The following is a 24,523-nucleotide window of genomic DNA, read 5'->3' on the forward strand; positions in this document are numbered from 1 at the left end:
AGGCATGAGCGAAGAAAACACGTACGACTCGACCAGCATTAAAGTGCTGAAAGGTTTGGATGCCGTACGCAAACGTCCCGGTATGTACATTGGCGACACCGATGATGGTAGCGGTCTGCACCACATGGTGTTCGAGGTGGTCGATAACTCCATCGACGAAGCTCTGGCCGGTCACTGCGACGACATCAGCATTATCATCCACCCGGATGAATCCATCACCGTGCGTGACAACGGTCGTGGCATCCCGGTAGACGTGCACAAAGAAGAAGGCGTTTCGGCGGCAGAGGTCATCATGACCGTGCTCCACGCTGGCGGTAAGTTCGACGACAACTCCTATAAAGTATCCGGTGGTTTACACGGTGTAGGTGTGTCGGTAGTGAACGCCCTGTCCGAAGAACTGATCCTCACTGTCCGCCGTAGCGGCAAGATTTGGGAGCAGACCTACGTCCACGGCGTACCACAGGAGCCGATGAAAATCGTCGGTGACAGTGAAACCACCGGTACCCAGATCCACTTCAAGCCATCGGAAGAAACCTTCAAAAACATCCACTTCAGCTGGGACATCCTGGCCAAGCGGATTCGCGAACTGTCTTTCCTTAACTCCGGTGTCGGCATCGTCCTCAAGGATGAGCGCAGCGGCAAGGAAGAGCTGTTCAAGTATGAAGGTGGCCTGCGAGCGTTCGTTGAATACCTGAACACCAACAAGACCGCGGTCAACCAGGTGTTCCACTTCAACATCCAGCGTGAAGATGGCATCGGCGTGGAAATCGCCCTGCAGTGGAACGACAGCTTCAACGAGAACCTGTTGTGCTTCACCAACAACATTCCACAACGCGATGGCGGTACTCACCTGGTGGGTTTCCGTTCTGCGCTGACGCGTAACCTGAACACCTACATCGAAGCGGAAGGCTTGGCGAAGAAACATAAAGTCGCCACCACCGGTGACGATGCCCGTGAAGGCCTGACGGCGATCATCTCGGTCAAGGTACCGGATCCGAAGTTCAGCTCCCAGACCAAAGACAAGCTGGTGTCTTCCGAAGTGAAGACTGCGGTTGAACAGGAAATGGGTAAGTACTTCTCCGACTTCCTGTTGGAAAACCCGAACGAAGCCAAGCTGGTTGTCGGCAAGATGATCGATGCTGCACGCGCCCGTGAAGCCGCACGGAAGGCCCGTGAAATGACCCGCCGCAAAGGCGCGCTGGATATCGCCGGCCTGCCAGGCAAACTGGCTGACTGCCAGGAGAAGGACCCTGCCCTCTCCGAACTGTACCTGGTGGAAGGTGACTCTGCTGGCGGTTCCGCCAAGCAGGGTCGTAACCGTCGCACCCAGGCCATCCTGCCGTTGAAGGGTAAGATCCTCAACGTTGAGAAGGCCCGCTTCGACAAGATGATTTCCTCCCAGGAAGTCGGCACCTTGATCACGGCGTTGGGCTGCGGTATTGGCCGCGATGAGTACAACATCGACAAGCTGCGTTACCACAACATCATCATCATGACCGATGCTGACGTCGACGGTTCGCACATCCGCACCCTGCTGCTGACCTTCTTCTTCCGTCAGTTGCCGGAGCTGATCGAGCGTGGCTACATCTACATCGCCCAGCCGCCGTTGTACAAAGTGAAAAAGGGCAAGCAAGAGCAATACATCAAAGACGACGACGCCATGGAAGAGTACATGACGCAGTCGGCCCTGGAAGATGCCAGCCTGCACTTGAATGACGAAGCGCCGGGTATCTCCGGTGAGTCGCTGGAGCGACTGGTCAACGACTTCCGCATGGTCATGAAGACACTCAAGCGTTTGTCGCGCCTGTACCCTCAGGAGCTGACCGAGCACTTCATCTACCTGCCGGCCGTGAGCCTGGAGCAGTTGGGCGATCACGCCGCCATGCAGGATTGGCTGGCCCAATACGAAGTGCGCCTGCGTACTGTGGAGAAGTCTGGCCTGGTGTACAAAGCCAGCCTGCGTGAGGACCGTGAACGTAACGTATGGCTGCCAGAGGTCGAACTGATCTCCCACGGCCTGTCCAATTACGTCACCTTCAACCGCGACTTCTTCGGTAGCAACGACTACAAGACCGTGGTTACCCTCGGCGCGCAATTGAGCACCCTGCTGGACGACGGTGCTTACATTCAGCGTGGCGAGCGCAAGAAGCAGGTCAAGGAGTTCAAGGAAGCCTTGGACTGGTTGATGGCGGAAAGCACCAAGCGTCATACCATCCAGCGCTATAAAGGTCTGGGCGAGATGAACCCGGATCAGCTGTGGGAAACCACCATGGACCCTGCTCAACGTCGCATGCTGCGCGTGACCATCGAAGACGCCATTGGCGCCGACCAGATCTTCAACACCCTGATGGGTGATGCGGTCGAGCCTCGTCGTGACTTCATCGAGAGCAATGCTTTGGCGGTGTCTAACCTGGACTTCTGATCAGGAACATCTGCTAAAAACAAAAGGCCAACGCTCAGCGTTGGCCTTTTTTGTTGGTTCGTAGTCGCGCATTTTTTAAATGCTCCACGTGGAACATCAGGCTATTTAACTTTCCACAGCGGGTGTCACACTCTCCAACCGATACCCGTACCCATAGATCGTCAACAGCTGCCAACCGCGATCCGCGGTCAGCCCTAGCTTGTTGCGCAGGCGGTAGATATGCGTGTCCAACGGCCGCGACGACACCATTTCTTCGTGGCTCCAGAACCGCTCATAGAGATACTCGCGAGACAACGGCCGGGCCAGGTTGGCAAATAGACAACTTGCCAAACGGTATTCCCGTTCTGTCAGGTTAATGGGCTTGCCCGCTCGGGTGACGGTCAGTTCGGCATCGTCGAACGTCAGATCGTTAAAGCTCTGCACTTCCTGGGTAGCCGACTTTTGCAAACCGTGGCGCCGCAGCACGGCGCTGACTCGGGCTTTGAGTTCGTTGGGCCGAAACGGCTTGCTGACATAGTCGTCCGCCCCGCTGTTCAACGCCGTCACGATATCGCTTTCGGCATCGCGACTGGTGAGCATGATAACGGCGGGAGGCGACTCCATGTGCTCGCGGGTCCAGCGCAATAACGCGATCCCGGAGATATCCGGCAGTTGCCAGTCGAGGATCAGCAGGTCAAAGGTTTCCCGACGTAGCTGGCGTAGCAGGTCTTCGCCACGTTCAAAAAAATGCAGGGACCAGGGCTGTTCAGCCGGACCGGGAATCTGTCGCAGTGTCTGTTCCACCCGTCGCAACTCTGCGGGTTCGTCATCCAGTATTGCGACACGCATGGGCGGGGTCCTTCCTACAAAAATACGAGAGCTTGAATGGGGGCACATGCTGTACAAATGCCGGCCTATGAATCTGAATAATTATGGACGGATTCTACAGTGCCTGGATCTCTCGATACGCTGAAAGCGCCGTAAACTCAATCCACTACGATCCTCAAAGAAGATACCGGCTCCTGTCGTTCCGGAAAAGGGTCGGTGTGATCGCCTCGCCGGGGCGTTATGCCCGCTCCAATGTGCGGTATCGTTCATTGCGCGGTCGTGGGAAGTCCTCCAATGAGACCGAAATAAGCTTCACTGGTTTCAGAACACCGCATGCACTTCATCGCAACCCCATGGAGAGGGATCCTGGGCTTATGACATCTTTACTTAACGACCATCAATGCCTTGGCCCCCTCATGGCGCTAGCCCTGTGAAGCTCTGGCGCAAAACCGAGAAACGCCAACCTACCCAGGCCCAGCTTTTGTTCCATGGGTTGGTTCGTGAATGGCTGCTGATCGGTTTGGTACTCCTGCCCTTTACGGCCTACTTATCCTTGAGCGCTGGCTTAGCGCTCAATAATCCGCTCTATGACAGCCTGCGCCGCCTCACGCCCTTGCCGGTAGATCCACGCATCGTCCTGGTGACCATCGACGCACCCAGCCTGGAAGCACTTGGCCCATGGCCTTGGCCGCGCAGCGTACATGCCGAGCTGATTGAACGCGTGAACGCCGCACAGCCGGCGGGCATTTTGTTGGATGTGATCTTCAGTGAGACCGACCACAGTCATGACGAGCAGCGCCTGGCCGATGCCGTATGCAAAGCCGGCAATGTATTGCTGCCCATCGCCGGAGACAGCAGCGTCAGCCCCAAGGCTCCCATAGCGCCGTTGTCGCCACTGCTCAAGTGCGCCAAGGGTGTTGGTCACATCAACGTCGAAGCGGACAACGACGGTGTGGTGCGCAGCGTGTATCTACGTGAAGGCCCGCCGGGGAGCACGCTTCCTCAGTTGGCGTGGCTGGCGTTCGCCATGAGCGAGCATGCCGAGACGATGCCGGGCCTGCCACAAGAGCCTACTGGAGGGCACTGGCATCAGGAACATGAGATTCGTGTGCCGTTCACTTCGGAACCAGACCATTTTCCCAGTCTGTCCTACGTCAGCGTACTACGCGGCGAGGTAGCTCCCGAGTCGCTGCGGGGTCGCCTGGTTCTGATCGGCGCCTCAGCCTATGGCATGGCCGATCGTTTCGTGACGCCGCTCTCTTCCACCGTGGGCACCACTGCGGGGGTTGAGATCCAGGCTGAAGTACTGAATGGTTTATTGCAGGGTCGCAGCATCGTCGATCTGCCCGGCTGGTTCGCGGCGTTGCTGGCAACGTCCCTGGTGGCCCTGCTGCTGGGCCTTCTGCTTGTGCGCCCCCGTTACGCCCTGTGGATGACCTTGGCGTGCATGGCCGTGGCTTTGCTGGGCTCATGGGGCTTATTGCGCCTGGGCCACTGGTGGAGCCCCGCAGCATGCCTGATCGGTTTGTTGCTGAGTTACCTGATCTGGAATTGGCGACGTCTGAGCGTAATTCTCGCCTACTTTGGCTGGGAACTGGCACGTCTGGATAACGAACCCAAGGTGCTTCCGGAACGTCGTCGCGCGCCCGCCAGTAAGGGCGATGTGCTGCAAGGGCGGATCTTTGCCCTTGAACAAGCCGTCAGTCGTACACGCGATACGCGGCGCTTTATGGCTGACGGGCTGGAGTGCCTGCCGGTAGCAACGCTGATCACCGACCCTCAGGGCAGCATCCTGTTGGCCAACCGCGTGGCCCGTGAAGTATTCGGCAATGACCTGGTCGGCGAAAACCTCGTCGAACAGCTCGCCGATCTAGGCTATCCCCCGCTGCACAATGGTGTACGCCCTGCCCTATCGGCACTGGAACTGGTCGAGTTTCGCGATATCCACCAACGCAGTTTGCGCATGGAGCTAGCCCCTTTGCTGCCTGCCGAAGGGGATTTTGCCCTCGGCTGGTTGTTGAGCCTCACGGACCTGAGCAAGGAGCGTGAAGCCCAGCAGCACCGCGAGACGATGCTGCGTTTCCTTTCCCACGACCTGCGTGCACCGCACTCAGCGATCCTTGCCCTGTTGGACGTGCACAACGGGGAGTCCCCGGTGTTTACCCAGATCGAACAGCAGGTGCGGCGGGCCTTGAGCCTGACTGAATCCTTTGTGCAATTGGCCAAGGCTGAAGCGGACGGTTACCAGTTCCAGCCCACCCTGTTTGCCATGCTGGTGATGGACGCCTTTGATCAAGTGGCGGTGATTGCGCAGTTGAAGGGCATCCATTTGGTTCACGACCTGGATGAGGCGGACGAGGCCATGGTCTACGCTGACCAATCGCTGCTCACTCGGGCGTTGTTCAATGTGCTGGAGAACGCGATCAAATACTCCCCATCCGGTACCACCGTCAGGTTGAGGCATGGCAGTGCGCAAGGTTGGTTGGAATGCAGGATAAGCGACCAGGGACCGGGGATTGCGCCTGAGGATCTGCCGGAGTTGTTTAACCAATACCGACGTTTCGATTCGGCTCAAGGCAGTGAGGGGCTTGGACTGGGGCTGACCATGGTTAAAGCAGTGTTGGAGCGGCACGGTGGGCGCATCGTGTGTGAAAGTGAGCTGGGCAAGGGCTCGACGTTTATCCTGCTGCTGCCGTTATTGGAGGACTGAAAAAGCGGCTTTTCTGCTGTGCATAAAAAACCGGTCACAAGGACCGGTTTTTTTATGAAGAAAAAACTTATGCACGTTTTTCTGAATTTTATGAGCTTCAGAAATATGTAGGTAAATCAGCTTGTTATGAAGCAAAAAAGCCAATTCGCCAACAAAGCGTACACAGGTTATCCACAGATGCTCAAACGGCCGGCGTCTCCACCACCACAGGTTCCGGAGGCAGGGAGCCCATGGCCCGTTGCTGCGCCTCATTCCACGCCGCAGCGCGGTCGTTCAGGGCGGCGATGGCACGTGGTCCTTCGCCTTCTGCGTACATCGGTTCGCCGATCACTACGGTGATAGTGCCTGGGCGTTTAGCCCAGCCAGTCTTGGGCCAGAACTTGCCGGCGTTATGCGCAATTGGCAGCACAGGCAGGTTGGCGTTGACCGCCAGGGCGGTACCACCCCGTGAGAACTTACCCACGGTGCCGTAGGGCACCCGCGTGCCCTCGGGAAAGATCAGCACCCAGACGCCGTCCTTGAGCAACTCATCGCCCTTCTTCGCGACATGCTTGAGCGCAGCCTTGGGGTTGTCCCGGTCGATGGCGATCGGACGCAACATGGCCATGGCCCAGCCGAAGAATGGCACATACAGAAGCTCGCGCTTGAGCACCTGGCTCAACGGCGAGAAATACGCCGAGAGGAAGAACGTCTCCCAGGTGCTCTGATGGTTCGAGAGAATCACGCACGGTTGATCAGGAACGTTTTCAGCGCCCTTGACCTCGAAACGAATATTCAGGAACACCTTGCTCAGCCACAACGCGCAGCGGCACCAGTAGACGTTGATAAAGCGATAGCGCGCCTTGAAGGGAAGGAACGGTGCAATAAAAAAGCTCAGGGTGCACCAGAGAAACGAACTGGTGCCCAGCAGCAGGTAAAAGAAAAAGGTTCTGATGGCCTGCAAGATCGACATGGCGGCATTTACCGTTGCGGGACACGGCCCGCCTGCTAAAAGCGCACTCCCGAACAGTCCTTGGTCAGGAAGTCGAGGGCGGCTAGTTGTTGATAAGTTCTGCGGCAACGGCCGCCAGATCGTCAAAAATCAAGGTGCCTACCGGCAGGTTTTTAGCCTGGGTCTTTTCGCCTTTTCCGGTTTTAACCAAAACTGGCTGAGAGTCGACGGCTTTGGCCGCCTCCAGGTCACCGAGGCTGTCCCCGACGAACCATATCCCAGCCAAGGGCACCTTGTAATGTTCTGCAATAATTTTCAACATGCCAGGCTTGGGCTTGCGGCAATCGCAGCCTTCGTCCGGCCCGTGGGGGCAGTAGACCACCAGCCCCACCTCGCCGCCCTGCTCGGCCACTAACGCGCGCAAACGCGCGTGCATGGCCTCCAGGGTCGCGATGTCGTAGTAACCGCGGGCGATGCCGGACTGGTTGGTGGCGATGGCCACCGTCCAGCCGGCTTTGCTCAACTGCGCGATGGCCTCGATCGAACCGGGCAGCGGGATCCACTCCTCCACCGACTTGATGTAAGCGTCGGAGTCGTAGTTGATCACCCCGTCCCGATCGAGAATCAGCAGTTTCAACATGATCAGCCCAGTACGGAGATGTCGGCGATATTGATGAACAAGCCACGCAGGCGCGCCAGCATGGCGTAGCGGTTTTTGCGCACGCCAGCATCATCGGCATTGATCATCACCGCTTCGAAGAACGCATCCACCGGCTCACGCAAGGACGCCAGGCGCGCCAACGCTTCAGCGTAGTTACGCTCAGCGATCAGCGGCTTCACGGCGTTCTCGGCCTTGGCGATGGCTGAGTTCAGCGAGAACTCCTTGGCATCGGCAAACAGGCCCGGGTCGACTTCGGCAGTGCCGAGGTTGTCGGCCTTGCTCAACAGGTTCGACACGCGCTTGTTCACGGCGGCCAGGGCATCGGCTTCCGGCAGCTTGCGGAACGCTTGCACGGCTTGTACACGCTGGTCGAAGTCCAGTGCCGAGCCCGGTTGCAGGGCACGTACCGACAGGTAGACGGAAACGTCCACGCCTTCGTCTTCATAACGCGCACGCAGGCGATCGAACACAAACTCCAGCACTTGCTCGGCCAGGCCGGCTTGCTTGACCTTGGTGCCGAACTGGCCGACGGCAAATACCACGGCCTGGGTCAGGTCGAGGTCCAGCTTTTTGTCGATCAGGATACGCAGCACGCCCAAGGCCGCACGGCGCAGGGCATACGGGTCTTTGCTGCCGGTGGGCAGCATGCCGATACCGAAGATACCCACGAGGGTGTCCAGCTTGTCGGCAATGGCCACGGCCGCACCGGTCAGGGTGCTCGGCAGTTCTGCACCGGCACCGCGCGGCATGTACTGCTCGTTCAGGGCGAGGGCGACATCATCCGGCTCGCCGTCGTTGAGGGCGTAGTAGTAACCAGCCACGCCTTGCATCTCTGGGAACTCGCCGACCATCTCGGTGGCCAGGTCGCACTTGGACAGCAAGCCAGCACGCGCTGCCCAGGCTGCGTCGCCGCCGATACGTGGGGCAATGTAGGCCGCCAGCTTGGAAACACGCACGGCCTTGTCGTAGACGCTGCCGAGTTTTTCCTGGAACACCACGTTTTGCAGGCGCAGGTTGAAGTCTTCCAGCTTCTGCTTCTTGTCTTGCTTGAAGAAGAACTCGGCGTCGGTCAGGCGCGGGCGCACGACTTTTTCGTTACCGGCGATGATCTGCTGTGGGTCTTTGCTTTCGATGTTGGCCACGGTGATAAAACGCGGCAACAACTTACCGTCCACGTCCAGCAGGCAGAAGTACTTCTGGTTGTCCTGCATGGTGGTGATCAAGGCTTCTTGCGGCACGTCGAGGAAACGCTCTTCGAACGAGCACACCAGCGGCACCGGCCATTCCACCAGGGCGGTCACTTCGTCGAGCAGGCTTGGCGGCACGATGGCGGTGCCTTCTTGCAGACGGGCCAGCTCTTCGGTGCGCTTGCTGATCAGCTCGCGACGCTCATTGGCGTCGGCCAGCACGTAAGCAGCGCGCAGGTCGTTGAGGTAGTTGGCCGGCGAAGTGATGCGCACGCTTTCTGGATGATGGAAGCGGTGACCACGGGAGTCACGACCGGCCTTCTGGGCGAGGATGGTGCAATCGATGACCTGGTCGCCGAGCAGCATCACCAGCCATTGGGTTGGGCGCACGAACTCTTCCTTGCGCGCACCCCAGCGCATGCGCTTGGGGATAGGCAGGTCGTTCAGGGAATCTTCAACGATGGTCGGCAACAGGCTGGCGGTTGGCTTGCCGGTGATGACCTGGCTGAAACGCAGTTTCGGGCCGCTCTGGTCGATCTCGCTCAGCTCCACGCCACACTTCTTGGCAAAGCCAAGGGCCGCCTGGGTCGGGTTGCCTTCGGCGTCGAAAGCCGCCTGGCGCGGTGGGCCGTCCAGGTTGATGCTGCGATCCGGCTGCTGGGTTTCCAGCGCGGTCAGCAGCACAGCCAGGCGGCGCGGCGCGGCGTAGACCTTCTTGGCTTGAAACTTCAGGCCAGCGGTCTGCAGGCCTTTTTCGATACCGGCCAGGAATGCATCGGCCAGGGTATTGAGGGCCTTGGGTGGCAGCTCTTCGGTGCCCAGTTCAACCAGGAAATCTTGAGCACTCATTGTGCAGCCTCCAGCTTAGCCAACACTTCATCACGCAAATCCGGGGTTGCCATCGGGAAGCCCAGCTTGGCGCGAGCCAGCAGGTAGGCTTGGGCGACGGAACGCGCCAGGGTGCGCACACGCAGGATGTATTGCTGGCGCGCAGTAACCGAAATGGCACGGCGGGCGTCCAGCAGGTTGAAGGTATGGGAGGCCTTCAACACCATTTCATAGCTTGGCAACGGCAGCGGCTGGTCGAGTTCGATCAGACGCTTGGCTTCGCTTTCATAGAAGTCGAACAGTTCGAACAGTTTGTCGACGTTGGCGTGTTCGAAGTTGTAGGTGGACTGCTCCACCTCGTTCTGGTGGAACACATCGCCGTAAGTCACCTTGCCGAACGGGCCGTCAGCCCATACCAGGTCGTAGACCGAGTCCACGCCTTGCAGGTACATGGCCAGGCGCTCAAGGCCATAGGTGATTTCGCCGGTGACCGGGTAGCACTCGATGCCGCCGGCTTGCTGGAAGTAAGTGAACTGCGTCACTTCCATGCCATTGAGCCAGACTTCCCAGCCCAGGCCCCAGGCGCCCAGGGTTGGCGACTCCCAGTTGTCTTCGACGAAACGAATGTCGTGCACCAGTGGGTCCAGGCCGACATGTTTCAGCGAGCCCAGGTACAGCTCCTGGAAGTTGTCCGGGTTGGGCTTCAATACCACCTGGAACTGGTAGTAGTGCTGCAGACGGTTCGGGTTTTCGCCGTAGCGGCCGTCAGTCGGGCGGCGACTGGGCTGCACATAAGCGGCGTTCCAGGTTTCCGGGCCGATGGCCCGCAGGAATGTAGCGGTGTGGAAAGTGCCGGCGCCTACTTCCATATCGTAGGGCTGAAGTACCACACAACCTTGCTCGGCCCAGTATTGCTGGAGGGCGAGGATCAAGTCTTGGAAGGTACGCACGGCTGGCGTAGGCTGGCTCACGAAATTCACCTGTTACTTGGGCTGCGATTTAAAGAGCGGGAGTATACCCGATTCGGCCCCGCCACCACTCCCTGGAGCCTTATGCCACGCTGCTTTTGGTGTTCTGAAGATCCGCTGTACATGGCTTATCACGATCAAGAGTGGGGAACGCCGCTGCGCGATGCGCAGGGTTTGTTCGAGTTGCTTTTGCTCGAAGGGTTCCAGGCAGGCCTGTCCTGGATCACCGTTTTACGCAAACGCGAGCATTATCGAAAGGTGTTGTTCGGCTTTGACGCGCAGCGTCTGGCGCAATTGAGCGATGACGAAATCGAGGTGCTGATGCAGGACCCGGGTATCGTGCGCAATCGCTTGAAGCTCAACGCTACCCGGCGCAACGCCGCGGCCTGGCTGGCGCTGGAAGATCCCGTGGGGTTGCTGTGGTCGTTTGTCGGCGGCAAACCCAAGGTCAATCACTTCAAGGATCGCAGCGACGTCCCGGCGATCACGCCCGAAGCCCAAGCCATGAGCAAAGCCTTGAAAAAGGCCGGCTTCACCTTCGTCGGACCGACCATCTGCTACGCCTTCATGCAGGCCTCGGGCATGGTCATGGACCACACCCAGGACTGCGACCGTTACGCGGACTTGGTCAACGCCGGTTAGAATGCCGGCTTTGCGCACCACACACGATCAGGAGTGACCTGTGGAAAAGTTTAAAGGCGCCTTGCTGGTAGGCGCTCTTCGGTTGTTTGCCCTGCTGCCCTGGCGCGCCGTACAAGCCGTCGGCACGGGGATCGGCTGGATCATGTGGAAAACCCCCAACCGTTCCCGCGATACCGTGCGGATCAACCTCTCCAAATGCTTCCCGGACATGGACCCTGCAGAACGCGAGCGCCTGGTGGGCCGCAGCCTGATGGACATCGGCAAGTCCCTCACCGAAAGCGCCTGCGCGTGGATCTGGCCGGCGCAGCGCTCCATCGACCTGGTCCGCGAAGTCGAGGGCTTGGAAGTGCTGCACGAGGCCCTGGCTTCTGGCAAAGGCGTGGTGGGCATCACCAGCCACCTGGGCAACTGGGAAGTGTTGAACCACTTCTATTGCAGCCAGTGCAAACCGATCATTTTCTATCGCCCGCCCAAGCTCAAGGCGGTGGACGAACTGCTGCGCAAACAACGCGTGCAGCTGGGCAACCGCGTGGCGGCCTCCACCAAGGAAGGCATTCTCAGTGTGATCAAGGAAGTGCGCAAAGGCGGCCAGGTGGGCATTCCTGCCGACCCGGAGCCGGCTGAGTCCGCCGGGATCTTCGTACCGTTTTTTGCCACCCAGGCGCTTACCAGCAAGTTCGTGCCGAACATGCTCGCGGGCCACAAGGCGGTGGGTGTGTTCCTGCATGCCCTGCGGCTGCCGGACGGCTCGGGCTACAAGGTGATCCTGGAAGCGGCGCCGGAGGACATGTACAGCACCGACACCGCGACGTCCTGTGCGGCGATGAGCAAGGTAGTTGAGCGCTATGTAGGTGCTTACCCAAGCCAGTACATGTGGAGCATGAAACGCTTCAAGAAACGCCCGCCGGGTGAGGCGCGGTGGTACTGACTCACCGCTGACCTCCAGCCCAATGGAGATCAAATGTGGGAGCTGGCTTGCCTGCGATAGCATCACCTCGGAGTGCCTGATATACCGAGGTGATGCTATCGCAGGCAAGCCAGCTCCCACAGGTGATCACGTCAGGTTTGGCGATCAAGTTTCTTCAGGAACACCGTCATTTCTTTTTCGGCCTGTTTGTCGCCATGGGCCTGGGCGGCTTCGATGCCCTTCTCCCATGCCAGGTGTGCTGCCGCGCGATCTTCCAATCCCAGCCGCGCCTTGCCCAACAACTTCCACGCCGCTGAATACTTCGGATCGAACTCGACGCATCGCTGCAAATGCTCGGCCGCCGTTGCGTTGTCCTTCAGGTCCAGATAACCCTTGCCCAGGCCAAAGCGCAGCAGCGAATTATCCACACCCTTGGCGAGCATTTTTTCCAGGGATTCGAGCATGACTGTGCGTCCTTTAGCTATATAGCGGTTTCGATATCGTCATCGCGGGCAAGCCCGCTCCCACACTTGGAACGCGATCACATGTGGGAGCGGGCTTGCCGCGATGGCGGCGGCAGGCTCACTCAAATTTTTAATCAGAAAAAGCTCAACCCCACGTGGAACAGCTTCTCCACATCGCGGATATGTTTCTTGTCCACAAGGAACAAAATCACGTGGTCTCCGGTGGCGATCACCGTGTCGTCGTGGGCAATGATCACTTCTTCATCGCGAATGATCGCGCCAATGGTGGTACCGGGCGGCAGGCCGATATCGCGGATCGCCTTGCCAATCACTTTGCTGGACTTGGAGTCACCGTGGGCAATCGCCTCGATGGCTTCCGCTGCGCCACGGCGCAACGAGTGCACGCTGACAATGTCGCCACGCCGTACGTGGGCGAGCAAGGTGCCAATCGTCGCCAACTGCGGGCTGATGGCAATGTCGATATCGCCGCCCTGGATCAGGTCCACATAGGCCGGGTTGTTGATGATGGTCATCACCTTCTTCGCCCCCAGCCGCTTGGCCAGCAAGGACGACATGATATTGGCTTCGTCATCGTTGGTCAGGGCCAGGAAGATATCGGCGTCGGCGATGTTTTCTTCCATCAGCAGGTCACGGTCCGAGGCGCTGCCTTGCAGTACAACAGTGCTGTCGAGGGTGTCGGACAAATGCCGGCACCGCGTCGGGCTCATCTCGATGATCTTCACCTGGTAGCGGCTTTCGATGGCTTCTGCCAAACGCTCGCCAATCTGCCCACCGCCGGCGATGACGATGCGTTTGTAGCTTTCGTCGAGCCTGCGCATTTCGCTCATGACCGCACGAATGTTCGCCTTGGCGGCGATGAAAAATACTTCGTCGTCAGCCTCGATCACCGTATCGCCCTGGGGCAGGATCGGCCGGTCACGGCGGAAAATCGCGGCGACGCGGGTTTCCACATTCGGCATGTGCTCACGCAGCTGGCGCAATTGCTGGCCAACCAGCGGCCCGCCGTAATAGGCCTTCACGGCTACCAGTTGCGCTTTGCCTTCAGCGAAGTCGATAACCTGTAGCGCACCTGGAATTTCGATCAGGCGCTTGATGTAGTGGGTCACCACCTGTTCCGGGCTGATCAGGACGTCTACCGGGATGGCGTCGTTGTCGAACAGCCCGGCGCGGGTCAGGTAAGCCGCTTCGCGCACCCGAGCGATCTTGGTCGGGGTGTGGAACAGGGTGTGGGCGACCTGGCAGGCGACCATGTTGGTCTCGTCGCTGTTGGTCACAGCCACCAGCATGTCGGCATCGTCGGCACCGGCCTGGCGCAGCACCGTCGGAAACGACGCGCGGCCTTGCACCGTACGAATGTCCAGGCGGTCGCCCAGGTTGCGCAAGCGCTCGGCATCGGTGTCGACCACGGTGATGTCGTTGGCTTCACCGGCCAAATGTTCGGCCAGCGTGCCACCCACCTGCCCTGCTCCAAGGATGATGATTTTCATCCGGTCACTCCCTTAAAACCATTCAGCCGCGCGCGGCGGCAATCTTGATCAGTTTGGCGTAGTAGAAGCCATCGTGCCCGCCTTCCTGCGCGAGCAGTTGGCGGCCGTGGGGCTGCTTGATGCCGGCGCTGGTGGCGAGGTCCAGTTCGCGCGCGCCGCTGGTGCGGGCGAGGAAGGCTTGGATGACCTCGGTATTTTCGGTGGGCAGCGTGGAGCAGGTGGCGTAAAGCAGGATGCCGCCCACTTCCAGGGTTGGCCACAGCGCGTCGAGCAGTTCGCCTTGCAACAACGCCAGGGCGGCGATGTCGTCGGGCTGGCGGGTCAGCTTGATGTCCGGATGACGGCGGATCACGCCGGTGGCGGAGCAAGGAGCGTCCAGCAGGATGCGCTGGAATGGCTTGCCGTCCCACCACGTCGCGGTGTCGCGGCCGTCGGCGGCGATCAGGTCGGCGCTGAGGCCCAGGCGTGCAAGGTTTTCCCGCACGCGCACCAGGCGCTTGGCCTCAAGGTCCACAGCCACCACACCGGCCAGGTCTTTTTCAACCTCAAGGATGTGACACGTCTTACCGCCTGGCGCGCAGCAGGCGTCGAGTACGCGCTGGCCGGGGGCCAAATCGAGCAGATCGGCAGCCAATTGCGCGGCCTCGTCCTGCACGCTGATCCAGCCTTGGGCAAAGCCCGGCAGGCTGCGCACATCGGCGGCGGTTTCCAGCACGATACCGTCCGTGCTGTACACGCACGGGGTGGCGTTGATGGCCGCGTCGGCGAGTAATTGCAGGTATGCATCCCGGCTGTGGTGGCGACGGTTGACCCGCAGGATCATCGGCGGGTGCGCGTTGTTGGCCGCGCAGATAGCCTCCCATTGCTCGGGCCAAAAGGCCTTCAGGGATTTTTGCAGCCAGCGCGGGTGGGCGGTGCGCACCACCGGATCATGTTCCAGCTCGGCCAACAGCGTTTCGCTTTCACGCTGGGCGCGGCGCAGCACGGCATTGAGCAGGGCCTTGGCCCAGGGTTTTTTCAGCTTGTCGGCGCAGCCGACGGTTTCACCAATGGCGGCGTGGGCGGGCACGCGGGTGTAGAGCAACTGGTAGAGACCCACCAGCAACAGCGCCTCGACATCCGCGTCCGCCGTTTTGAACGGTTTTTGCAGCAGCTTGGCGGCCAACGCAGACAACCGTGGCTGCCAACGGGCGGTGCCAAAGGCCAGGTCCTGCGTAAACCCCCGATCGCGGTCTTCAACCTTATCCAACTGCGTGGGCAATGAACTGTTCAGCGAAGCCTTGCCGTTGAGCACGGCGGCGAGAGCCTTGGCGGCGGCCAGACGTGGGTTCATTGAGTGACCACTCCAAGCGTGGTGCCCAGGGCGAATTTCTCACGACGACTGTTGAACAAATCACTGAAGTTCAGCGCCTTGCCGCCGGGCAATTGCAGACGCGTCAGGCACAGCGCCTGTTCACCGCAAGCCACCAACAGGCCGTCTTTGCTGGCGCCGATGATCTCGCCGGGAGCGCCTGCGCCATCGGCCAGGGTCGCGGCCAACACTTTTAAGGCTTCGCGGTTCAGGGTGCTGTGGCAGATCGGCCATGGGTTGAAGGCACGTACCAGGCGCTCCAGTTCCACGGCTGGGCGGCTCCAGTCGATGCGCGCTTCGTCCTTGTTCAGCTTGTGGGCGTAGGTGGCCAGGCTGTCGTCTTGGATTTCACTTTGCAGGGTGCCGGCAGCCAGGCCAGCGATGGCCTGGATCACGGCGGGCGGCCCCAGCTCAGCCAGGCGGTCGTGCAGGCTGCCGCCGGTGTCTTGGGCGGAGATCCGGGTGGTGACTTTGAGCAGCATCGGCCCGGTATCCAGGCCGGCCTCCATGCGCATCACGGTCACGCCGCTTTCGCTGTCGCCTGCTTCAACGGCGCGCTGAATCGGCGCCGCACCGCGCCAGCGGGGCAGCAGTGAAGCATGACTGTTGATGCAACCCAGGCGCGGTATATCCAGCACAGCCTGAGGCAGGATCAAACCGTAAGCCACCACCACCAGCAGGTCCGGCTTCAGCGCGGCCAGTTCGGCCTGGGCGTCGGCGTTACGCAGGGTCGGCGGTTGCAGCACCGGAATGTTGTGCTCCAGTGCTAATTGCTTGACTGGGCTCGGCATCAGTTTTTGCCCGCGACCGGCCGGGCGATCCGGCTGGGTGTACACCGCGACGATGTCATAAGGGCTGGCAAGCAGCGCCTTGAGGTGTTCGGCGGCAAATTCAGGAGTGCCGGCAAAAACAATGCGCAATGGCTCGGTCATGGGAGTTCTCGGTAAAAACAGTCACAAAAGAAAAAGGCTTGCCGCAGCAAGCCTTTGGAAGAAGGGCATCAAGCTTGCTGGCGATGCTTTTTTTCCAGCTTTTTCTTGATCCTGTCCCGCTTGAGCGTGGACAGGTAATCGACAAACAGTTTGCCGTTGAGGTGGTCGCATTCATGCTGGATGCACACCGCCAACAGACCTTCGGCAATCAGCTCAAACGGCTTGCCGTCACGGTCCAGCGCCTTGATCTTCACGCGCAGCGGGCGTTCAACGTTCTCGTAGAACTCCGGCACCGACAGGCAGCCTTCCTGGTATTCGCCCATCTCTTCGGTCAGCGGTTCGAACTCAGGGTTGATGTACACCCGAGGTTCGCTGCGATCTTCCGACAGGTCCATGACCACGACACGCAGGTGCACGTTGACCTGGGTAGCGGCGAGGCCGATGCCCGGGGCTTCATACATTGTTTCAAACATGTCATCGACCAACTGACGAACCTTGTCGTCCACTACGGCCACCGGCTTGGCGATCGTGCGCAGGCGCGAGTCGGGAAATTCGAGGATGTTCAAAATAGCCATAAGCGTAATTGCTGCACATGTGAGGAAGAGACAAATCGGCGGTGGGATGGACCCATACGGCCGGTGTGAAACGCTCGGAAGCCGCGAAGGCTATGGCATTTCACGCGAACGCACATAATAAAGGAGATTCACCCCATGAGGAAATCGCTACTCGTCTTGCTGCTGTGGGCCCCGTTCGCCACGGCATTGATTGTGCAACCCACTGAGCGTCTGGATCAGGCCGCGCAACAGGCCATTCAGCATTTTTTACTGCACAACCGTATTTTTGACTCCCCCCACGACCTGGACAACGCGCCTTATATTATTGCGGCTCAAGGCGGGCGCGTGCTGGGTGCCAACGACGAGCGTGTGCATGCGCGCGGGCATCTGGACCCGGCCCAGCCCAGCTACGGGATCTTTCGGCGGGGCAAGGCCTACACCGACCCCGTTACCCAGGAATTACTCGGCATCAATGCCGACGACATCGGCACTGCGCGCTTTGTGCTTGCCGACAGCCTCACCACCTTGGCAGTGCAACGGGTGACCCAGGAAATTCGCCCGGGTGACCGTTTGTTGCGCGCCGAGCCTCCCGTTGCTTTGGCCAGCCTGGAACCCTGCAAACCCGCACCCTTGATTACAGGGCACATCATCGACATCCCCAAGGGCGTCACGCAGATTGGCGTGCTCGATGCTGTGACCCTGAACAAGGGCCGCCGCGATGGCCTGATGGAAGGCCAACTGCTGACGGTGATCAAGGCTGGCGCCACCGTGCGAGACGCACTCACCGGTACGCCCACGCCGCTCCCGGATGAGCGAGCGGGCACCCTGCTGGTGTTTCGCACCTACGAAAAGCTCAGCTATGCCCTGGTGCTCAGTGCTTCAAGGTCGTTGGCCGTGCAAGACCGTTTCGAGACGGCTCAACAAGCGCAATAAATAGCCTGCTAAATAAGTTACCAACAGAGTTATCCACAGCTTGTTCCGGTCAAGGATGATCATATGAATCCGATAAACAGTAGCGATATTTCCCCGGCAGAGCTGGAAGCCCGGCTACGCTTGCACAGGCTGCCAGAACTGGGGCCCAAGCGTTTTCACGTGTTGATCGAAGCCTTTGGTTGCGCTTCCAAGGCCCTGAGTGCTCCCGCCAGCGCCTGGCGTTCCCTCGGTTTGCCCGCCGTCAGTGCCGAGGCCCGACGTAGCCCCAAAGTCCGTGACGGTGCCAGTGAGACGTTGGCCTGGCTGGCGCGCCCGGCCCAGCATTTGCTGATGTGGGACCAACCAGAGTACCCGGCGTTGCTCGCGCAGATCGACGATGCGCCGCCGTTGTTATTCGTGGCGGGCGACCCCGGTATTCTGGAAAAACCACAGTTGGCCATGGTCGGAAGCCGGCGTGCCTCTCGCCCAGGCATGGACACGGCAGCGGCCTTTTCCCGCAGCCTGGCGAGCGCCGGTTTTGTCATCACCAGTGGGCTGGCGGTGGGCATTGACGGCGCGGCGCACCAGGCGGCATTGGACGTGGGCGGCCATACCATCGGCGTACTTGGCACTGGCCTGGAAAATTTTTATCCACAGCGCCATCGCAAGCTTGCTGCGGCGATGATCGCCCAAGGCAGCGCCGTGGTTTCCGAGTTTCCACTGGATACCGCGCCCCAGGCCGGTAATTTCCCACGGCGCAACCGGATTATAAGCGGGTTGTCGTTAGGCGTGCTGGTGGTGGAGGCCAGTATGTCCAGCGGCTCGCTGATCACCGCACGCCTGGCGGCGGAGCAAGGGCGTGAGGTGTACGCGATTCCGGGTTCCATCCACCACCCCGCCGCCAAGGGCTGTCATCAACTGATCCGTGATGGCGCGGTGCTGGTGGAAACCATCGAGCACATTCTTGAAGGCCTGCGCGGTTGGCAGCGGTTGCCCCCTGCTGCGCCGGTGCCCGTGACCCATCCGCTGGTGGCGCTGCTGCACGCGGCACCGCATAGCAGCGAAGCCTTGGCGATTGCCAGCGGCCGGCCGTTGTCCCAAGTGCTGGCCACCCTGACGGAGCTGGAGTTGGAGGGCCAGGTGATTTGCGAAAGCGGGCGCTGGCTGGCGCGGTGTCGGCTTTTGTAGTGGACGTTTTTGGCGCTAGGTTTTGTAACGAAGATCGGTAAACTGCCCAGAGCTTTAGTCCGGAGAGTAAACAATGGTCAACAGGTGGCGTGTGCTGGAAGCCGCACGGGAAATTCGCGCAGGCGCGGTGATCGCCTATCCGACCGAAGCGGTCTGGGGCCTGGGCTGCGACCCGTGGAACGAAGAAGCAGTGGATCGGCTGCTGGCGATCAAGAACCGCTCGGTCGACAAAGGCCTGATCCTGGTGGCGGACAATATTCGTCAGTTCGACTTTCTGTTTGAAGATTTCCCGGACACATGGATCGAACGCATGGCCAGCACCTGGCCAGGGCCGAATACCTGGCTGGTGCCCCATCAAGACTTGCTGCCCGAATGGGTCACGGGTGTGCACGACACCGTAGCGCTGCGGGTCAGTGATCATCCGTTGGTGAGAGATTTGTGCGCCGAGGTCGGCCCGTTGATTTCCACCTCGGCCAACCCACAGGGCCGCCCGGCAGCCCGCACGCGGATTCGCGTGGAGCAGTATTTTCGCGGGCAAGTGGACCTGGTGTTGGGCGGCGCCTTGGGTGGGCGCAAGAACCCGAGCCTGATTCGGGACCTGGTGACGGGTGATGTGGTGCGCCCCTCGTAGGTGCAGCTCGTTCCCACGCTCTGCGTGGGAACGCCGCATTGGACGCTCTGCGTCCGCTTGTGACGCAGAGCGTCACGGTATGCATTCCCACGCAGAGCGTGGGTACGATCTTAAGGCAGCAGGATGGTCGATCCAGTCGTGCGCCGCCCCGACAACTCCGTCTGCGCTTTGGCCGCCTCTGCCAGCGAGTAGCGCTGGTTGATATCAATGCGCACCTTGCCACTTTTGATCATCGAAAACAGATCGTCCGCCATCGCCTGCAAGTTCGCCGGGTTGTTCGCGTAGGTCGCCAAAGTAGGCCGGGTCACGTACAGCGATCCTTTCGCCGACAGAATCCCCAGGTTCACCCCATCCACTGCACCCGACGCATTGCCGAAGCTCACCAACAAGCCCCGCGGTGACACGCTGTCGAGCGAGGTCAGCCAGGTGTCTTTGCCGACGCCGTCATATACCACCGGGCACTTCTTGCCGTCAGTCAATTCCAGTACGCGTTGTGCGACATCCTCCTTGCTGTAGTCGATGGTTTCCCAGGCGCCCAGCGATTTGGCCAAAGCGGCTTTTTCCGGGGAGCTGACCGTACCGATCAACTTCACGCCCAGGGCCTTGGCCCATTGGCAGGCCAGGGAACCCACGCCACCGGCGGCGGCGTGGAACAAAATGGTTTCACCGCCTTTGAGCTCATAGGTCTGGCGCAATAGGTATTGCACGGTCAGGCCTTTGAGCATGGCACCGGCGGCCTGTTCAAAGCTGATCTCATCCGGTAGGTGCACCAGGTTGGCGGCAGGCAACACATGCAGCTCGCTGTAGGCACCCAGCGGACCGCTGCCGTAGGCCACGCGGTCGCCAACTTTGAATTGGCTGACTTCACTGCCCACCGCGTCCACCACGCCAGCGCCTTCCGCACCCAGGCCCGATGGCAGGGCGGGCGGCGCGTAGAGACCACTGCGGAAATAGGTGTCGATGAAGTTCAGGCCGATAGCTTCGTTGCGCACCCGAACCTGCTGTGGGCCAGGCTCCGCTGGCGTGTAGTCCACATATTCAAGTACTTCGGGGCCGCCATGGGCGCTGAACTGGATACGTTTGGCCATCTGCACTTCTCCTTGGGTTCGAATCTGCGTAGCCCCCTATCGGACTCCTAAGCTTGATCCTCGTCAACTGCTGTGCACCTAAGTGCAGTGGCATGTAGGCGCAGTGGTATCCTGTGCGCCCATTTGCCGCCGACGCCCCATGGGCCTCGCGTAGCTTTGCCCGATTCAAGGTGATGCCATGACTACCCGCACCGAGGCCGTTAAAGCCTACCTGCTTGACCTGCAAGACCGCATTTGCAGCGCCCTGGAAACCTTCGAGACGGACACTCGCTTTATCGAAGACGCCTGGACCCGGCCAGCCGGCGGTGGCGGTCGTACCCGTGTGATGGAAAACGGTTCGGTGATCGAAAAAGGCGGTGTCAACTTTTCCCACGTGTTCGGCAGCGGTCTGCCACCGTCTGCCAGTGCCCATCGCCCTGAACTGGCGGGCCGTGGGTTTGAGGCCCTGGGTGTGTCACTGGTGATCCATCCGCATAACCCTCATGTACCGACTTCCCACGCCAATGTGCGGTTTTTCATCGCTGAAAAAGAAGGCGAAGAACCGGTGTGGTGGTTCGGTGGTGGCTTCGATCTCACCCCGTATTACGGCAATGAAGAAGACTGCATTCACTGGCACCGCGTGGCCGAGCAGGCCTGTGCACCGTTTGGCCCGGACGTGTACTCCCGCTACAAGGCCTGGTGTGACACCTACTTCCACATCAAGCACCGCAACGAGCCCCGTGGCATCGGTGGGCTGTTCTTCGATGACTTGAACGAGTGGGGCTTTGACACCTGCTTCGCCTTCATCCGCGCCATCGGCGATGCCTACATCGATGCCTATCTGCCGATTGTGCAGCGTCGCAAGGCCATGGCGTACACCGAGCAACAACGCCAGTTCCAGGAGTTCCGCCGGGGCCGCTACGTTGAGTTCAACCTGGTCTATGACCGGGGCACCCTGTTCGGCCTGCAATCGGGCGGGCGTACGGAGTCGATCCTGATGTCGCTGCCACCTCAGGTACGCTGGAGCTACGACTGGAAGGCCGAAGCCGGCAGCGAAGAGGCGCGCCTCACCGACTACTTCCTGCAAGACCGTGACTGGCTCGGCGTTGCCGCGCCCAAGGCGGCGGTGTGATGGACCGTTATGTGGTGTTCGGCAACCCCATCGGCCATAGCAAGTCGCCGCTGATTCATCGTCTGTTCGCCGCCCAGACCGGCGAGCAACTGGACTACAGCACGATGCTCGCGCCGTTGGAGGACTTCACCGCCTGTGCCCGTGAGTTTTTCCAACAGGGCCGTGGCGCCAACGTGACCGTGCCGTTCAAGGAAGAGGCCTATCGCTTGGCCAATACCCTGACCGAACGTGCCCAGCGCGCCGGCGCCGTGAACACCTTGAGCAAACTGGCTGACGGCACGTTGTTGGGCGACAACACCGACGGCGCGGGCCTGGTGCGCGACTTGACGGTCAATGCCGGGCTGAGCCTGCAAGGCAAACGCATTCTGTTGTTGGGCGCCGGTGGCGCGGTACGCGGTGCGCTGGAGCCGTTGCTGGCGCAGCAACCCTCGTCGTTGATCATCGCCAACCGCACCGTGGAAAAGGCCGAGCGGCTGGCTGAGCTGTTCGATGACCTGGGCCCGGTGTCTGCCAGTGGTTTCGACTGGTTGCGTGAGCCGGTGGACGTGATCATCAATGCCACGTCGGCCAGCCTGTCAGGCGATGTACCGCCGATTGCCGGCAGTCTGATCGAGCCGGGCAAGACCTTCTGCTACGACATGATGTACGCCAAGGAACCCACCGCATTCTGCCGCTGGGCGAGCGAGCAAGGCGCGGCGGTGGCGATGGATGGCCTGGGCATGCTGGTGGAGCAAGCGGCGGAAGCCTTCTTGCTGTGGCGCGGCGTGCGTCCGGATTCGGGCCCCGTACTGGCCGAACTGCGCCGGCAATTGGCCTGATTCCACACGCTGATGTGGCACACTTAATGTGGGAGCTGGCTTGCCTGCGATAGCAATAGGTCAGTTACCCATGTGCTGGCTGATCCACCGCTATCGCAGGCAAGCCAGCTCCCACAGTTGATCGGGTTTAATCTTCGAAATGGAGGGGGCAGTTATCCGGCCCCTCCAGCTTCATCAATTCCTCGACCACCTGCGGCCTGGCCCCACGCAACGTCAAGCTACGGCCCAACCCCGCCAACCGCCGCGCCTCCTGGTGCAGCATCTCCACCCCGGAATAGTCGATAAAGTTGATCTGCTGCGCCTCGATCACCACCCGCTCACCCTGCAGACGTTGCAGGCGCACTTGCAGGTAATGGCTGGCGCCAAAAAAGATCGAGCCGCCCACCCGCAACACATCCGCTTCACCGTCGCGCCAGTGTTGCACCCGTGGCTGCGAGGTGCGTTTGAGGTAGAAAAACAGCGACGCCAGCACCCCGGCATAGATCGCCGTTTGCAGCTCCAGCAACAAGGTGGCGACACAGGTCAGGCTCATCACCACAAATTCGGCGCGGCTGACCCGGAACAGCGCACGAATGCCGCGGTGGTCCACCAGGCCCCAGCAGATCAGCAGGATGCTCGCCGCCATGCTCGGGATCGGAATATGCGCAATCAACGCTGCGCCAAATAACGCGAATAACGCCACCCACAGGGCCGAAAAAACCCCCGCCAATGGCGAACAGGCACCCGCCTCATAACTGAGGCCCGAGCGGGTGAACGATCCGGCTGACAGGTATCCGGAAAAAAATCCGCCCACGATGTTGGATAAACCCTGGGCGCGTACTTCCTGGTTGGCGTCGAGCAGTTGTTGCGAGCGGGCGGACAGCGAACGGGCAATCGACAGGCTGGTCACCAACCCCAGCATTCCCACCGCCACGGCACTGGGCAGCAGGCGTAGTACCAGATCCAGATCCATCGGCAACGGGCTGAACGGCGGCAGTTTGCCAATAAACGAACTGACCCGTGCCACATGCCCGAACATCGCCGGCAACAGCCATGCCGCCAGGCTGCCCAACACCAAGGCGATCAACAATGTCGGCCAACGTGGCACCAGGTACTTGAGCAGCATACCTGCCAGCAATGTACCCAGCCCCAGGGCCAGGGACGCGTGGTCCCACTCGCCACGATGGTCGATCAGCGCCAGCAGGCCATTGATAGCCGTGGCCTGGCTCGGTAAATCCAAGCCGAGCAGGTTGGGCAATTGCCCCAAGGCGATCACTACGGCGGCACCCAGGGTGAAACCCAGCACCACCGAATGGGAGACAAAGTTCACCAACGCGCCGAAGCGCAGCAGGCCGAGCAACCATTGGAATACCCCGGCGAGGAAGGTCAGCAACAGGATGAGGGTGATGTAGTCCTGGGAGCCTGGCACGGCCAGTGGGCTGATGCTGGCGTAAAGCACGATGGAGATGGCGGCCGTGGGCCCGCAGATCAGGTGCCAGGACGAGCCCCACAGGCAGGCGATCAATACTGGGATGATGGCTGCGTAGAGCCCATATTCGGGTGGGAGACCGGCGATCAGTGCGTAGGCAATCGACTGCGGCAGCGCAAGCACAGCGCCGCTGAGGCCGACGATCGCGTCCCGGCCGACGCTGGCGCGGGTTTGGCGCGGCAGCCAGCGCAGGAAAGGCAAGAGTGTATGGCGGTTGGGCCGGGGCATCGCAGGCTCGGATAAAGGGTTTTGGCAAGAGTATCAATATGCATGGGTACCTGTGGGAGCTGGCTTGCCTGCGATGCTGGCGCCTCGGTGTGAGAGGCATACCGGGGTGATGCTATCGCAGGCAAGCCAGCTCCCACGGGGTCGCCGGCAAGCGTCAGAGTTGATCGTTCCCACGCTCTGCGTGGGAATGCTGCTCGGGACGCTCTG

The 24,523-nt window shown here is 60.5% G+C and carries 21 protein-coding genes; 9 read left to right on the plus strand and 12 right to left on the minus strand.

The window, feature by feature from the left end; all coding sequences use genetic code 11:
* Positions 1-4: 4 nt before the first annotated feature.
* Complete coding sequence (gene gyrB, locus AB9N64_RS17715; RefSeq protein ID WP_003187253.1) at positions 5-2,422, plus strand: DNA topoisomerase (ATP-hydrolyzing) subunit B; 2,418 nt, start codon at positions 5-7, stop codon at positions 2,420-2,422.
* 105 nt (positions 2,423-2,527) lie between these two features.
* Here the strand turns inward: gyrB and AB9N64_RS17720 are convergent, their stop codons facing one another.
* Positions 2,528-3,250: a response regulator transcription factor gene (locus AB9N64_RS17720; RefSeq protein ID WP_014716281.1), complete on the minus strand. Its 723-nt coding sequence runs from the start codon at positions 3,248-3,250 to the stop codon at positions 2,528-2,530.
* Positions 3,251-3,659: 409 nt separating this feature from the next.
* On the opposite strand from AB9N64_RS17720, the gene AB9N64_RS17725 reads away from it, so the two are divergent.
* Positions 3,660-5,939: a CHASE2 domain-containing protein gene (locus tag AB9N64_RS17725; RefSeq protein ID WP_073843354.1), complete on the plus strand. Its 2,280-nt coding sequence runs from the start codon at positions 3,660-3,662 to the stop codon at positions 5,937-5,939.
* 181 nt (positions 5,940-6,120) lie between these two features.
* Here AB9N64_RS17725 and AB9N64_RS17730 read toward each other — a convergent pair whose 3' ends face one another.
* The 4 genes from AB9N64_RS17730 to glyQ all read right to left on the minus strand — a co-directional run bounded on the left by AB9N64_RS17730 (position 6,121) and on the right by glyQ (position 10,517).
* A complete protein-coding gene (locus AB9N64_RS17730; RefSeq protein WP_003187258.1) occupies positions 6,121-6,891 on the minus strand; it encodes a 1-acyl-sn-glycerol-3-phosphate acyltransferase in 771 nt (256 codons plus the stop codon).
* 82 nt (positions 6,892-6,973) lie between these two features.
* The gene (gene gmhB, locus AB9N64_RS17735) at positions 6,974-7,513 is read right to left on the minus strand and encodes a D-glycero-beta-D-manno-heptose 1,7-bisphosphate 7-phosphatase (protein ID WP_173877514.1); all 540 of its coding nucleotides are present in this window, start codon (positions 7,511-7,513) and stop codon (positions 6,974-6,976) included.
* Entirely contained in the window at positions 7,513-9,567 is a 2,055-nt protein-coding gene (glyS, locus tag AB9N64_RS17740) for a glycine--tRNA ligase subunit beta (protein ID WP_014716283.1), read from the minus strand. Before glyS ends, gmhB begins: the two co-directional genes overlap by 1 nt.
* Positions 9,564-10,517: a glycine--tRNA ligase subunit alpha gene (gene glyQ, locus AB9N64_RS17745; RefSeq protein WP_003187265.1), complete on the minus strand. Its 954-nt coding sequence runs from the start codon at positions 10,515-10,517 to the stop codon at positions 9,564-9,566. The genes glyS and glyQ overlap by 4 nt, the downstream gene beginning before the upstream one ends.
* Before the next feature lie 81 nt (positions 10,518-10,598).
* On the opposite strand from glyQ, the gene AB9N64_RS17750 reads away from it, so the two are divergent.
* Positions 10,599-11,156 (plus strand): DNA-3-methyladenine glycosylase I, encoded by a 558-nt coding sequence (locus AB9N64_RS17750; protein WP_014716284.1) that lies wholly within the window; start codon positions 10,599-10,601, stop codon positions 11,154-11,156.
* A gap of 40 nt (positions 11,157-11,196) precedes the next feature.
* Positions 11,197-12,084: a lysophospholipid acyltransferase gene (locus AB9N64_RS17755; RefSeq protein WP_014716285.1), complete on the plus strand. Its 888-nt coding sequence runs from the start codon at positions 11,197-11,199 to the stop codon at positions 12,082-12,084.
* 131 nt (positions 12,085-12,215) lie between these two features.
* Here AB9N64_RS17755 and AB9N64_RS17760 read toward each other — a convergent pair whose 3' ends face one another.
* The 5 genes from AB9N64_RS17760 to def all read right to left on the minus strand — a co-directional run bounded on the left by AB9N64_RS17760 (position 12,216) and on the right by def (position 16,893).
* Positions 12,216-12,527: a M48 family metallopeptidase gene (locus AB9N64_RS17760; RefSeq protein ID WP_014716286.1), complete on the minus strand. Its 312-nt coding sequence runs from the start codon at positions 12,525-12,527 to the stop codon at positions 12,216-12,218.
* Positions 12,528-12,661: 134 nt separating this feature from the next.
* Positions 12,662-14,035, minus strand: a complete 1,374-nt coding sequence (trkA, locus tag AB9N64_RS17765) for a Trk system potassium transporter TrkA (protein WP_014716287.1) — start codon at positions 14,033-14,035, stop codon at positions 12,662-12,664.
* 22 nt (positions 14,036-14,057) lie between these two features.
* Positions 14,058-15,368 carry a 16S rRNA (cytosine(967)-C(5))-methyltransferase RsmB gene (gene rsmB / locus AB9N64_RS17770; protein ID WP_371359572.1) on the minus strand — a complete coding sequence of 437 codons (1,311 nt, stop codon included), beginning with the start codon at positions 15,366-15,368 and terminating at the stop codon, positions 14,058-14,060.
* The gene (gene fmt, locus AB9N64_RS17775; protein WP_371359573.1) at positions 15,365-16,318 is read right to left on the minus strand and encodes a methionyl-tRNA formyltransferase; all 954 of its coding nucleotides are present in this window, start codon (positions 16,316-16,318) and stop codon (positions 15,365-15,367) included. The genes rsmB and fmt overlap by 4 nt, the downstream gene beginning before the upstream one ends.
* 68 nt (positions 16,319-16,386) lie before the next feature.
* A complete protein-coding gene (def, locus tag AB9N64_RS17780) occupies positions 16,387-16,893 on the minus strand; it encodes a peptide deformylase (protein WP_003187273.1) in 507 nt (168 codons plus the stop codon).
* Positions 16,894-17,028: 135 nt separating this feature from the next.
* Between def and AB9N64_RS17785 the strand changes: the two genes are divergently transcribed.
* The 3 genes from AB9N64_RS17785 (at position 17,029) to AB9N64_RS17795 (ending at position 19,603) form a co-directional block, all read left to right on the plus strand.
* A complete protein-coding gene (locus AB9N64_RS17785) occupies positions 17,029-17,805 on the plus strand; it encodes a hypothetical protein (RefSeq protein WP_014716290.1) in 777 nt (258 codons plus the stop codon).
* A gap of 63 nt (positions 17,806-17,868) precedes the next feature.
* Positions 17,869-18,972 (plus strand): DNA-processing protein DprA, encoded by a 1,104-nt coding sequence (gene dprA / locus AB9N64_RS17790; protein ID WP_371359574.1) that lies wholly within the window; start codon positions 17,869-17,871, stop codon positions 18,970-18,972.
* Between the two features lie 73 nt (positions 18,973-19,045).
* On the plus strand, positions 19,046-19,603 hold the full coding sequence (locus tag AB9N64_RS17795) for an L-threonylcarbamoyladenylate synthase (protein WP_014716292.1): 558 nt from the start codon (positions 19,046-19,048) through the stop codon (positions 19,601-19,603).
* Positions 19,604-19,713: 110 nt separating this feature from the next.
* Here AB9N64_RS17795 and AB9N64_RS17800 read toward each other — a convergent pair whose 3' ends face one another.
* Complete coding sequence (locus tag AB9N64_RS17800) at positions 19,714-20,691, minus strand: quinone oxidoreductase (protein ID WP_014716293.1); 978 nt, start codon at positions 20,689-20,691, stop codon at positions 19,714-19,716.
* A 178-nt stretch (positions 20,692-20,869) separates the two neighbouring features.
* Between AB9N64_RS17800 and hemF the strand changes: the two genes are divergently transcribed.
* On the plus strand, positions 20,870-21,802 hold the full coding sequence (gene hemF / locus AB9N64_RS17805) for an oxygen-dependent coproporphyrinogen oxidase (protein WP_014716294.1): 933 nt from the start codon (positions 20,870-20,872) through the stop codon (positions 21,800-21,802).
* Positions 21,802-22,620: a shikimate dehydrogenase gene (aroE, locus tag AB9N64_RS17810; RefSeq protein WP_014716295.1), complete on the plus strand. Its 819-nt coding sequence runs from the start codon at positions 21,802-21,804 to the stop codon at positions 22,618-22,620. Before hemF ends, aroE begins: the two co-directional genes overlap by 1 nt.
* Positions 22,621-22,747: 127 nt before the next feature.
* Here the strand turns inward: aroE and AB9N64_RS17815 are convergent, their stop codons facing one another.
* Positions 22,748-24,316 (minus strand): SulP family inorganic anion transporter, encoded by a 1,569-nt coding sequence (locus tag AB9N64_RS17815; RefSeq protein ID WP_019816916.1) that lies wholly within the window; start codon positions 24,314-24,316, stop codon positions 22,748-22,750.
* Positions 24,317-24,523 lie beyond the last annotated feature (207 nt).

It is taken from the genome of Pseudomonas sp. KT_2_4 (assembly GCF_041410225.1).
Classification (GTDB): Bacteria; Pseudomonadota; Gammaproteobacteria; order Pseudomonadales; family Pseudomonadaceae; genus Aquipseudomonas; species Aquipseudomonas paracarnis.